The sequence below is a fragment of the Desulfogranum japonicum DSM 18378 genome, from assembly GCF_000429945.1.
Taxonomy (GTDB): domain Bacteria; phylum Desulfobacterota; class Desulfobulbia; order Desulfobulbales; family Desulfobulbaceae; genus Desulfogranum; species Desulfogranum japonicum.
Genome location: NZ_AUCV01000018.1, coordinates 25,288 through 37,718 on the forward strand (window position 1 = coordinate 25,288; position 12,431 = coordinate 37,718).

The following is a 12,431-nucleotide window of genomic DNA, read 5'->3' on the forward strand; positions in this document are numbered from 1 at the left end:
AGTCAAATGCTGCAGTCTCATCAACCTCTGCCTCTTCAAAAAATATCAATTACATGACACCGGTGATGCCGCCATTGACAATTCATCGAGAATATGAGGCAAGGTCGCAATTACACTTTCCCACGAAGGGGTATGTGGTATGTGCAAAAGACTGTACGGGCTGTTTTCAGCTACCTCCATAATCACCTCTGCAAGGCCTTGCGCATTATCGTTCATAAATTCAGGATGGGCTTTTGTAAAAAAAAGAAATATTGCTGAAAGCCGACTCTGGAAACTGAGACGCTCCCCATTTGTAACCAGGGCTGTTCTGAAAACATCACGTACCAGCCTTTCTTCCGCATCACGGTCATATTGCAGATTGTTGAAGGTGGAATCATGGGCATATTTCTTTATCATCCTTTTGGCCACGGTAATGTACGTTTCAGAGAGATCCCTGAAAAAGGTTGGTCCTAACACCAGGCCTTCCTCGACCATGAGAAAATTGAGAAGAGTACCAATGATATCAACGGCCATCTCCTGAAGCCCACACGGTTTCCCATGGTTGTTGTCTACATTTTGATGTTTGTGATCAAAAGGATCCGAAGAGAATTGTACCTGACAGATGGAAGAAGCCTTTCTATACACTTCTATGAGGCTATATATTTCCACCCCCCAGTTCATGGAAAACCGCATTTGTTTCAACAAGTCTCTTCTGTAGGCAACCTCTCCGGAAAGCTGGTAGTGAAAGTTGAGAAGAAAATCGAGTATACGTACAAATTTTTCTTCTGAGCCATGCATGAGCTGGCGTTTCAGTGCAATAAGCAACGGATCAACCAGCAGCCGCTTGACTCTGCCATAAAAATGATTGTTGTGGATACGGGAGTAGTAGCCTTTGGCAAAATCGTAATCAAGTGCCATTACAGGGTAAAGAAGCCTGTCTATCTGTTCTTTGCTAAAACTCTTGATATCAGCATCAATAACAGCAACAGAGTCAGCGTCCAGGGCAAGGCAAACCCCAAAACTCATAAACATGTTACGCCCTTTCCCCGGTATGGAGACATCGAATCCCGCATCTTCCAGCTTTTGGTACAGTGCACTGAATTCAGCACCTTCGTTCCATTGAATAATCGCATTTCGCAGACCGCATCCCCTGATGAGGGACTCCAGTTGCCGCATATCAGATTCGTCAGCTCCATCAAGACCGAAAATAATAGTATGCAAATACTCTATCGTGCAGAGATGCAGTAAAATGTTCGTAAAAACCGATCGATTTTCTTCCTCTGTAAACTCTGTGGCAAGGCAGGGGATTACCACAATTGCTTTATGTTCGTTTTGTTTCTTCAGCAAACGGGAATAAAGATGCTGAGTATCCTGATTGAGGATGTGAAGTGTTGTGATATCAACGGATTGTTGTGAAAAATTAGGCATAACTGTCCTCAGCGAGTAACTGCTCACGGTCTATGCTGCTCGTCGTATTGGCTTTTTGGCTATAAGTATTTTTCGGTCAACCAGCCTAACGGGTATCATTTGAGAGGTAAAGCAAATTGGAGCAACTGATAATAACAACTACTCCCATGAGAAATAACTAAGCCAGCAACGCCCCTGTATGTGTAACTGGTGGTTACAGGGTGCCTGAAATTTTCGCAATCAGGCTGGAGCAGCGTATAGGTTCATCGGTAAGCCGGGCTGATCGCGGAAAGGTCAGGTACGATGTGAGCAGTTACCCTGTAACTAGAGGAACAGATTGACATAATATATAAAGTTGAGTATGCATCCAGACATGCATTGAGGTTAATCCTGAAATGGACCAGGAAGTTGCCCGAGCAATAGGAATCTCTTCTCGACAACCTCCCAGGGAATCCGGTGAAAATCCGGAACGGGCCCGCCGCTGTAAACGGGGACGAACGCTGCATGACAGTCACTGACAATGGCACCATGCCACCAATGTCGGGAAGACGCAGCAAGTAGAAAGATCCGCAAGTCAGAAAACCTGCCTGAATGCTGGAAGCAACCATGCTGCGAGGACAACAGCGCTTCTTATCTTCATCTGTGGCTGACAGGGCACCCGGATTGAACTGTGTTCAATCCGGTTTTTTTATGCCTGCAGCACCTCTTCCTGCTTTCTCCTCGTCATGCTGTTGCCTGGCCGTTGTTCCGTAAAAATTGGCTAAAAAACCATTTATGGACAGACACTAACCAAGAGGTAGCCCAAATGCAGATACTCTTCATCCATGGCATGATGTTCCAACACCGGACCTGGCAGAGGGTGGCTTCCAGACTCCATGAAATCGGAATCAACCTGACCTTTATGGATCAGGTACAAGCCTCGGCGCAGTTCTCGCAAACAGGACCGCTCCAGTGGGACCTGGTTCTGTTTGAAGCAGCCATTGGCATGCCTGGCATACAAACCATCCTCAGTAAAAGCGAAGGTATTCCCCACCGCCTCGGGATTACCCCAGAAATCCCTAATCACTTCAACACCTTTCCTCAATATATTGTTCAGGAATTGAAACGCTACCTCTCTGTTCTGGACCAGGAAAATTATCTCAACGGAATCTGTTACCTGGTTGCTCAAACAGGAAAAGACATTCCTTGGAAACCGCCTCAACCTGTCCTTACAACTGCCATCTACCATCCCCATGCCCAACAGCTGTTTTTTGATGTTGCCAAATATACCAGATGGCAGGCAAAAAGATCATTGCCTGTTTCCTTACCACGTATTGGTTTGCTCCTGTATTACAGCCAGTATGTTGAGGGCAACCTGGCTGAAGTGGATGCCCTTATCCTGGCCTTGGAAGAGCATCATTTTCTCCCCCAATGCGTACTTTGTACAGGTGGTGAGGGTCATGCGCCAACCAATGACAAACAGAATCCTCCATGGACTCATTTTTTCCAGAATACAGGTTCCATCGAACTGCTTGTCAACTGTATGGCCGGTCGCCTGCTGAAAAGCCAGGACTATCTCTGGGTATTGGAAGAGTTAAATGTCCCCATCGTCCAACTGCTCCGTTCACACAGCCAGACACCCAAACAATGGCTGGAAGATCCCCAGGGACTCCCTGCCATGTCTGCTGTATATTCTTTAGCCCAGCCTGAAACATTTGGTACCATTGCTCCCACCATCGCTGCAGCAGTAGAAACACCCTGGGCCGGAGAGCCCCCTCGCGCAATGCGCACGCTGGTTCCCCTTCAGGAGCGAATCGAGATGCTCTGCCGACGTATTCGAAAATGGGTCAACCTGCGTACACTGCCAAATGCAAACAAACGAGTCACTATCATTCTGCACAACAATCCCTGCAAAGGCCTGGAATCGACCATTGGCCTGGCTGCAGGCCTGGACACTTTCCAAAGCCTTGGGCTTCTGTTGGCTGCGTTGCAGAAAGAAGGGTATGACATCGGAGAAGCCCCAGTGGATGGACATGCAATACTCGCAGCTATCCAGGAACGGAAGGCGACCAGTGAATTTCGCTGGACTACCATTGAAGATATCATAAATAGCGGAGGTGATCTCCATCGTATGAGCCAGGAAGAATATCTTCCCTGGTTCAATGAACTCCCCCTCAAAACCCAGGCAAAAATCATCGAAGATTGGGGGGAATTTCCCGGCCAGGGAATGATCTACACTGAAAATGACAAAGATGTGCTGGTGGTCACAGGTATTGAATACGGTAACATCCGCATCATGGTGCAACCCAAACGCGGTTGCTACGGCTCAAAATGCACAGGTGAAGTCTGCCGCATCCTGCACGACCCTCACCTTGCCCCACCCCACCAATGGCTGGGCACCTACAAATATATTCAGGATAACTCCGATGCGATCATCCATTTCGGTACTGAAGGTGCGCTGGAATATCTGCCTGGCAAGCAGTTGGGGTTGTCTGGAGAGTGTTTTTCCGACATTTCCATTGACGCCCTACCCAACCTGTATACCTATATCCTTGACGCAACAGGGGAAGGCATAGTTGCCAAAAGAAGGGGACAGGCTGTACTCGTCGACCATCTCTCACCTGTTTTTCGACCAGCTGAATTAGACGCAGGCTTTTTGCGCCTGGATACGCTGCTCAATGAACATGACCGTGCTACAACCAGCAAAGAAATGCGCAGACTGCAGATCATTGAACAGGAAATTGCTTTCTTACTTGTTGAGTGTGGCCTTGCCGAAGAATATCTGGAACCTGAGGAATTACAGGACTGCCTCTCCACAGCACGCAGACAGATCACCCGCATGCAACAGACCCTGTCACCCGAAGGACGACATGTGCTTGGCAGTGCTCCTGATATTACCGGCACAGCAAAACTCCTGGCAACCATGCTGCGAACGCCCAGCCCTGGATTACCGGATATTGCAACGTTGGCAGAGAACTCTGACAAGAAGAATCTCCCCGTATATGAACGCGCCGTACAGCAGCTAGAAACACTGCTTACAACGACACAGGAACCGGAACATGAGAGGGGAGTCGACGAGCTACAGACATTTTGCAGGGATATTCAACAACGCCTACAGCAATGCGACCAGGAAATTCAGCACCTGCTCACAGGCTTGAGCGGAAAATTTATTGCTCCGGGGTTAAGCGGCAGCCTGGCAAGAGGCACCATTGAAGCCCTGCCCACAGGGAGGAATTTCTTTGCCACAGATACAACCGTACTTCCGACCAGAGCGGCCTGGGAAACCGGCAAGCAGATGGCTGACATCCTGTTAAAAAAATATTTCCAGGAGGAAGGACGTTTTCCAGAAAGCATTGGTATCAGTCTCTGGAGTTCTGACGCCTTCAAGTCAGATGGCGAGCTTTTCTGTCAGATCCTGTATCTGATGGGTGCAAAACCCGTATGGAGCAAACAGGGGAAGGTACTGGAAACCGAACCTCTTCCCCTTGAGCGTCTCACAGTAACCTGGGACGATGGGTCAACAGTCAAGCGGCCGAGGGTGGATGTCACTCTGCAGACATCCTCAATCATGCGCGATCTCGTTCCTAACTTTTGTGTCTTTTTAGATCAGACGGTCCTCATGATCAGCCGGCTTGATGAACCAGATGAGGATAATTTCATCCGCAAACACACAAAAGAAAAAATGCGGCAACTGGCCGACCAGACAGATAAAACACTTTCAGAAAAACAACTGCACAGATTAGCAACCATGCGGGTGTTCACTTCTGCACCCGGAACCCATGGTCTGGGCGTAGGTCTTGCTCTGGATGCATCGGCCTGGAAGAGCAAAGCTGATCTGGCTGAAATATATATTAACTGGGGCGGACACGCCTGTCTGAGCGATGAGGCAGCAGACATTTCCATCAGCGCAGCCCATCAGGCCCTGGCAGAGCAGCTGGGAAATATTGATATCGCGTACATGAAACAGGCATCTGCAGAATATGATGCCCTGGATTGCAGCTGTTATGCGGTTTCCCAGGGCAGCATGGCAGCTGCAGCCAGTGCAGTGGGTGGGCAGCAGGCCAAGCTGTACTGGGGAGACAGCACCTTGTCAGAATCGCCGGAGATTGAAACCCTTGCCGAAACCCTGCAACGGAGCGTACGCACAAGGTTGCTCAATACAACCTGGATACAGGAAATGCAGCAGCACGGATATCAGGGAGCACAGGATGTTGCCAGCAAGGTGAATAATCTGTACAAATGGTCTGCCACAAGTGAGCAGGTTTCCAAGGGACTGTTTGATGATCTTGTCCGTACCTATATCTTGAATCAGGATAATTATGCCTGGCTCCGGGAGGCCAATCCCTATGCCCTGGAAGAAATCACCCGCCGTCTGCTCGAGGCCCATGCCCGTGATCTCTGGGAAGCTGATGAGGATCTGCTTGCCGAGGTACGGGCTGCGGCCCTGGATGTCGAAGGGGATATGGAAGAAATCCGGGAGAACGGGGAGGGTGAAATCCAGGGGAATCAGGTGGATATCATAACCCGCCAGAATGTGGAGCAGTGGAAAATGGAATGGAAACTCTCATAAAAAGGTAACTGGTTACAGCACACCTGATCTTTCCGCGATCAGCCTGGCTTACAGTTCATTACAAAAAAAATAACAGGTGGTAAATACATATGCATCAACGAGGATATATAGGCCGCAAAATGCGGCTGCCCAAATTACACAAAGACCCAGCCATCATCATTGCCGCCTTTGGCAGCACCAATAAAAACAGGGCTGTGCTGGAGGAATTTCAACGTGATCTGGAAGTACGGTTCCCTTCCCATTCCATATATTGGGGGTACACCTCTGAGATTATACGTAAAAAACTCAAACTGCCAAGCCTGCAGCAAACCCTTGCCCAGGTGGAATCCGATGGTTTTCGCAAGGCTGTGGTGCAGCCGATTCATATTTTTCCCGGAACAGAATATACACAACTGGCTGAAACCTGTGAATTTTTTCCTGGAATGAATGTCTTCCTCAGTGAAACCCTGCTCCACCGATGGGATTTCATCAAAGAACTCCTGGAAATCGTCGAACCTGAATTCTTCACCCCTGAAGAAGGTCTGAACCTGATCGCCCTGCACGGCACCCCCCTTGCCGCAGACCCCGTTAACATTGTTTACATGGGGATGGATAACCTGCTCACCACTCTCTACCCCAATGTGCTGGCTGCAACCGTTGAAGGTGTGCCGGATCATGAAGCCGTACTGGCCAAAATAAAACGAGATAACCTGGCGGACAAATACAAACGGGTAAAAATCATTCCCCTTATGTATTACGCAGGCATCCACGTCGATGACGACCTTATGGGAGAAGAGGATAGCTGGCGCGCAGCCCTGGAAGACATGGGCTTTACCGTGGAGTGCCCTCAAGTGACAATTGATGGAGAGACCAGATATAAAGGCCTGGCCCATTATCCGGGAGTCAACAAGGGGTTCCTGGACAGATTGGAGCGTACCCTTGAACTGGCTGAATATTATTAACTTGCGTATGAATCCGTGACATCTTAGAGCCTGACATACCTACTCACCTGATATTTTGCAAATAAGTGCGGTGTCTGTATGGGGCGCGGAAAATAATAAATATCCAAAAATTGCGTAGGATATCGATTTGGTCACCTCGTCGCGTCAAGGGTTCCATACTGGCCGTATTGAGCCATTGACGCGACGACGTTACCGCGTTGAGAGACAAGCAAGATGGGATAATTTATTTTTCCGTGACCCTATACATTCAGGCTCAAAGAACAACAATGACGAATTACAGTGGAGCTCCTCAACAGATAGACTGCATTCATTTACAAATCGGAACTACTCACAGAGAAAATGGCTCAGTTTAAAAATAAACCCGCATTTATAGCTAGTTACGAGAGCCACAGAGATGTTCGCAATCAGGCTGGCGAAGCTGTGTTAATACAGGCAGTGACACTCTTTACATTTTACGCTCACCTTGCATTAACAACTGGATAGGAGCGATATTGAAAATATGAGCTGACGATTCATTAACCTTCCAGGGAAAGTTTCCATTCTCCCACAATGGAGTGTCAAAATTTGGCCCACATGTGCCTGCCCAGGGGTCTGTAGATTCGCTAAAACCAGTTCCCCACACTTCAAAGTGCAGGTGCGGCCTTGTACTGTTTCCTGCGCTACCAACTTCTGCAATTTTTTGTCCTTTTTCTACATGATCACCTACTGAAACAATAATAGAAGTAGTTTTTAAATGATCATATCTTGTTGCAAACACACGTGAATTCTCTGGATGTTTAATCACAACCACATTTCCGCCATCGAAACACCAAAAGCAACTACCTGTGCCAACCCCACAGTACGGTCCAATCTCAGTGCATACCCTGTAGCCATTTGACTGATTTGGCTCAAACCAACCAGTTGGAGGTGCTTGACAGTCTGGATGAAGGAAAGGACAATCATCATATTTGCCATCAAAAACCCATAATACTTCACCAGCATATGCGGCATATACATCAGTTCCTTTCTGTGTGCTTATATCAGTCCCCTGATGTCCCACGTAGCCAGCTATACCGCAATTAAAAGCTTTACCATCAGAATCGACATCAGGATATCCTATTTCTCCAACACACGTTTCTTCAGGAATACAGTTTATCGGCCATCTCAATTCATTGCAATTAGCCGAACTCAAAGGACAAAAGAGTAAAAATATAGAAAAAAGAAACCATTTCATATGAGAAACTACCTATCTTATTTCAGAAAATAATCAACAGAAGACATATATCCACCCACGGCAGTACGTATATTTGTAACTAATCACAGGCACCCCACGAAGTCTCCCCCTGGTCGCTTATCTCTTGGCACGATCGAGGTTTCCCGCAGAGATAACCTAACGGAGTCTTTGCTTACCTGCGAACAACCGCGCTTGCCCAAATCTGAAGTACCTGCGACCAGTGACAGCTCAGAACCAAGTGAAATATCAGTGTTGTTAACCCAGTGATCAGTTATGTATATTTTTATCAATCGGCAAACACCATCTTCTCGTTGTTCAATAAAAGTAAATAAATCGATGAAAAAGAAATTTCTTTTTGAATGGCCGGAAGTGGCATATCAAGCACTATAACGCCATCTATTATACCGTAATCAGCAGTTGATTTTATATGCATGCCATCACTTAAGGTGAGAAATCCTGCTGCTGAACGTGGCAAGCCAATATAATTTCCTTGTAGTTTTCCACTACTAATTTGAGACGTCAGGACATATTCGTTGGCAAAAGTTGATCCAGCACGTGGAGAAGGATCATGCACAATTAAATAATCAGGGTTTATTGCAACACCGTCACTTCCATAACCAACAAGAGTAACCCAATGTCCTCCAATCCTGGTGTATACGTCTGATGCTGAATCATATTCATACCACCCTATGTTTAACCAAACAGATCCATTGCCCAAGAGGCCTTGTTGTATCCATTCCAAGTCAGGAATATTCACATTTGTACTAAATTCAGAGGAATGATAACGCCATCCTTGGTATTGCAGCCTGGTGTAATTATAGCCTTTACTAAGAATATATTTCTTTACTCCTAGCAAAATATCCTCAGCACTGTTTCCATCAATAAGGCTTGTATTTAAATAGGCGCTAGATCCAAGAGTTTGGGCAACATCAAACTGATCTTTTTTCCGGTCACTGGTATTTGATGCAAGATCAGGAAAGCCATGATCATCAAGCCACATCATTGAGTTGGACACCGCAACAGGAGCGCAATATTGTGTCCCGCCCCCTGGCAACCCGCCGTACGCGGAATCTGTTTGAAGATAATCTGGAATATCATAAACCTTGTCTAAGTATGCGCCTTGGCAAATTTCAACAAGAACAAAACTGCAAAAAAATAATATCCAGACCATTGGCAACCGAATCATCTTATTCATAAATACAAACATATTTGGGATAACTCTCCGCACTCTATTGTTAGGATCTACGCTGAAGCCGGTAGGGATTCAAGCCGTTTTCGTTCTTCCAGGTATTGGTCAGGGCATCAGCAAGGTGGTAGATCAAGCAATATCAGTGACCGGATTTTCGGAATTATTACTCAGTATATATTGCTGGCTGCTAACACTGCCCGGGCCAATGATACCTGGTGAAAAAACAGCACTGATTGAGGGCTGCCCCTGTGCTAAAACGGAAAAAAGGAGCACCGAAAAATACGGCCTGAATACAAATAGTGCAAGCATAGACCTTCCGGGCAATAAACTTTTCCCCACGGGACATAGCAGGTTTCTCTTCTCCCCAAAACGATGATATGGGCATCAAAAATACATAACTACAGACGAATTTAGTATAGCAAACGATCCATGTTTTCCAAATTACTTTCAATATCGTAACCATTTTCTCTGGCATTTACCCACCCAAGCATTATATAGTGTCTGTTATTACCTACGCCCCTGCACAAACGCAGATTACTATATAGTTCGCGATAGATTCGCCTGGAGGATTTTACATGGATAGGGAAGCACAACAATCTCCACACTGGATCAGGAAGATACTGGTTTTTCTTACATCCCTGGCAACAGCCCTGTTCTTTCTCTTTTCCTCTGCTGCAGGTTAGGAATATAGAGTAATCTACATTGCACCCGGTGGTCCTGCCGACAATGCATCCAGGTAAATTGTAACTCATCACAGGGTCTGCAACTACTTGGTTTCACTTACCTCCGCACTGTAACTGACCACAGACATCTCGTTGATATTGGAGTCTCCGCTTACCTTCTTGGAAAAAATTTTGAGCATAACGCAAAAATTGGACGGAGGAACGAAACTCTGAAAAAACTCTTAATGAACAGGCACTAGTTACAAAAATGCATCAGCACCAGGACTGTTGTTGCGGTATTAACTAAGGTGGCCCAGGAAAAACAAAAATCCATTGAGGAACTCAACCAAGCCTCTACCTTACTGAAACAAGAAATAGACAAAAAACGCGCAGCCACCTGGGATATTCCCCGGCAATAACGGCAAACTATGAAAGACGCTACCACCCGGATAACAATAAAGAGGGGCAGACATAAGCATGTTATGCTGCTCAGCACATTCGAGTTTTAGCCGTTGCCAATCAGCTTTTACTCCAAATCTCAGACAGTTATTGTCATCACAGAAATTAAGCGTTAGGATAACGCTGCTCCTCGCAGAGCATCCGGTCAGGGGAGAATTTTACAAGGTGAGGCAATGAAGAAGAGAATAGTGCTCCTGCTTTCTTTTTGTTTTTTTTCAGGGGAAATAACCTCGGCAGCGACCCGCTATATACGAACGGATGGCACGGATACTGGCCAATGTTCCTCTGTGGCAACGCCTTGCAAATCGATCCAGTATGCCATAAATCGAGCGGCTGAAGCCTCCAACGATACCATACGTATCGCCTCCGGCACCTATAATGAGGCGGTGGTCATCCCCTCCTCTTTCCAGGAGTTGCACTTGACCTTGTCAGGTGGCTGGAATGATGATTTTTCGCTTTCCTGCAACGGCCAACCTACAATATTGACTGCACCGGATACCTCACAGTCTGTTATCAAAATGTTTGATTCAGCTGTCTGGAACACCCTTGATCTCAACCTTACCTGTATCAATTTCCAGGGCAATGGACTCACCTATCCGTTAAACGCTATCTCGATGTATTCCAACAGACAAAATTCCATGGAACTTAGTCTTGATAGATGTACGGCATCGCATTTCCCAGGCCAGGCATTACTCATCCAGGCCGAAAACAGTGCCCAACTGACGGTTCAGTTAAACGAAGTAAGACTGGAGCATAACTCCGCTTTGCTCAACGGCAACTGGTCGGGTATCGGCCTTTTTGCCAGGGCGACTGACGCCGATTCGGTGCTTGACCTTGACTTGGAAAACTGCTGGATTCGAGACAACGTTGGCGACAACGATCAACAAGGTGGTGGAGGCGTTTCCTTGAACGCAGGTGAAGGAGGAGTCCTGAATGCGACCATGACGAACACGGTCATTGTTGGCAATGAAAAAGATGATACCGGCGCAGGCTTGCGTGTAGCTGCCAGTGGCACGACAAGCCAGAGCGTACTGGAATTGGACCTGATCAATTCCACCATCAGTGGCAACCGCTCTCTCTCATTTCCCGCTGGTGGAGGGTTGAGCGTCTACGCGGGGAACACCTCGAAAACCACAGTGCGCCTGAAGAACACCATTGTGTGGGGAAACGAAAACTCACAGGGCGCGAACGATGACATCTACTTATATGAAAATGCCCTGAACAATGAGGCAGAGGTGTCTCTCACCTCCTCTTACTCCATACTCTCTTCGATCAACAATGAAGAAAACCAAAGTGTCTTTACAGATGGTGGACATAATCTCAGTGTTGATCCGTGTTTGAGATCCGACTACCACCTACGCAGGAATTCACCTGCCATCGACGCCGGGCAATGCGGCACACGACTTCTCCCACTCAATACCTACTACCGGATCGCACCCCTAAAGGACATTGATGGCGAGGATCGACCCCCATGGGGGGAATATACGGGCTGCGATATCGGTGCCGATGAATACTTTCCCCGCATGCTCTGCTTCCCGATCAGAACAGGAAAGGGAGATATGACAATGATCTGTATGTAGCGTACAGAACAGGTGGTAAAAACGAGAAGATGCCCTTACAAAAGCGGCACGTTCAACATGTCCCTGTGGGATATTCTTTTGTCGTAACTTCTCACGGGGTAGACGAATACATTTGAAAACCTCCAGCATTTTCAGAGTTTACCTTTCTTCTTGAAATTGACGGTATAGTTGCGGTGATTGCCAAATATTTTGAAGACTTCAAAACCATGTTCGCACACTAAAGCTTGCAATTCATCCATATCTATTTTATCGGGATCTCCTGCCAATTCCGTGATGGACAAAATTCCATTTTCTTTTAAAACCCTGTATATTTCATTGAAATAAATGAATTTATGCTCGACTTCTCCAATTATAAATAGCCAACCACTTTTTGCCATCTTTATAAGCTAGTGGCTGGACAGGACTAAAAACCTTTGTCAATCAAATGATACGTGGCAAGCATCTGATATAAC

The 12,431-nt window shown here is 46.7% G+C and carries 7 protein-coding genes and 1 riboswitch; of the genes, 3 read left to right on the plus strand and 4 right to left on the minus strand.

The window, feature by feature from the left end:
• Positions 1–45: 45 nt before the first annotated feature.
• Positions 46–1,407, minus strand: coding sequence for a glycosyltransferase family protein (locus tag G493_RS28675; RefSeq protein WP_035274133.1), 1,362 nt, complete (start codon positions 1,405–1,407; stop codon positions 46–48).
• 364 nt (positions 1,408–1,771) lie between these two features.
• Positions 1,772–1,991: riboswitch (cobalamin riboswitch) on the plus strand.
• 200 nt (positions 1,992–2,191) lie between these two features.
• On the opposite strand from G493_RS28675, the gene G493_RS0109625 reads away from it, so the two are divergent.
• Together G493_RS0109625 and G493_RS0109630 are read left to right on the plus strand one after the other, a co-directional pair.
• Positions 2,192–5,935 (plus strand): cobaltochelatase subunit CobN, encoded by a 3,744-nt coding sequence (locus G493_RS0109625; RefSeq protein ID WP_028580203.1) that lies wholly within the window; start codon positions 2,192–2,194, stop codon positions 5,933–5,935.
• Between the two features lie 89 nt (positions 5,936–6,024).
• On the plus strand, positions 6,025–6,876 hold the full coding sequence (locus G493_RS0109630) for a sirohydrochlorin cobaltochelatase (protein WP_028580204.1): 852 nt from the start codon (positions 6,025–6,027) through the stop codon (positions 6,874–6,876).
• 445 nt (positions 6,877–7,321) lie between these two features.
• Here the strand turns inward: G493_RS0109630 and G493_RS0109635 are convergent, their stop codons facing one another.
• Together G493_RS0109635 and G493_RS0109640 are read right to left on the minus strand one after the other, a co-directional pair.
• Positions 7,322–8,089 (minus strand): M23 family metallopeptidase, encoded by a 768-nt coding sequence (locus G493_RS0109635; protein ID WP_028580205.1) that lies wholly within the window; start codon positions 8,087–8,089, stop codon positions 7,322–7,324.
• Positions 8,090–8,375: 286 nt separating this feature from the next.
• Positions 8,376–9,296: a hypothetical protein gene (locus G493_RS0109640; protein ID WP_028580206.1), complete on the minus strand. Its 921-nt coding sequence runs from the start codon at positions 9,294–9,296 to the stop codon at positions 8,376–8,378.
• A gap of 1,276 nt (positions 9,297–10,572) precedes the next feature.
• Here G493_RS0109640 and G493_RS0109660 point away from each other — a divergent pair.
• Complete coding sequence (locus tag G493_RS0109660; RefSeq protein WP_028580208.1) at positions 10,573–11,979, plus strand: hypothetical protein; 1,407 nt, start codon at positions 10,573–10,575, stop codon at positions 11,977–11,979.
• A 131-nt stretch (positions 11,980–12,110) separates the two neighbouring features.
• Here G493_RS0109660 and G493_RS0109665 read toward each other — a convergent pair whose 3' ends face one another.
• Positions 12,111–12,356: a class I SAM-dependent methyltransferase gene (locus G493_RS0109665; RefSeq protein ID WP_028580209.1), complete on the minus strand. Its 246-nt coding sequence runs from the start codon at positions 12,354–12,356 to the stop codon at positions 12,111–12,113.
• Positions 12,357–12,431 lie beyond the last annotated feature (75 nt).

Coding starts and splice junctions, on each gene's coding strand:
- G493_RS28675 (WP_035274133.1), bottom strand. CDS start 1,407: ATGCCTAATTTTTCACAACAATCCGTTGATATCACAACACTTCACATC.
- G493_RS0109625 (WP_028580203.1), top strand. CDS start 2,192: ATGCAGATACTCTTCATCCATGGCATGATGTTCCAACACCGGACCTGG.
- G493_RS0109630 (WP_028580204.1), top strand. CDS start 6,025: ATGCATCAACGAGGATATATAGGCCGCAAAATGCGGCTGCCCAAATTA.
- G493_RS0109635 (WP_028580205.1), bottom strand. CDS start 8,089: ATGAAATGGTTTCTTTTTTCTATATTTTTACTCTTTTGTCCTTTGAGT.
- G493_RS0109640 (WP_028580206.1), bottom strand. CDS start 9,296: ATGTTTGTATTTATGAATAAGATGATTCGGTTGCCAATGGTCTGGATA.
- G493_RS0109660 (WP_028580208.1), top strand. CDS start 10,573: ATGAAGAAGAGAATAGTGCTCCTGCTTTCTTTTTGTTTTTTTTCAGGG.
- G493_RS0109665 (WP_028580209.1), bottom strand. CDS start 12,356: ATGGCAAAAAGTGGTTGGCTATTTATAATTGGAGAAGTCGAGCATAAA.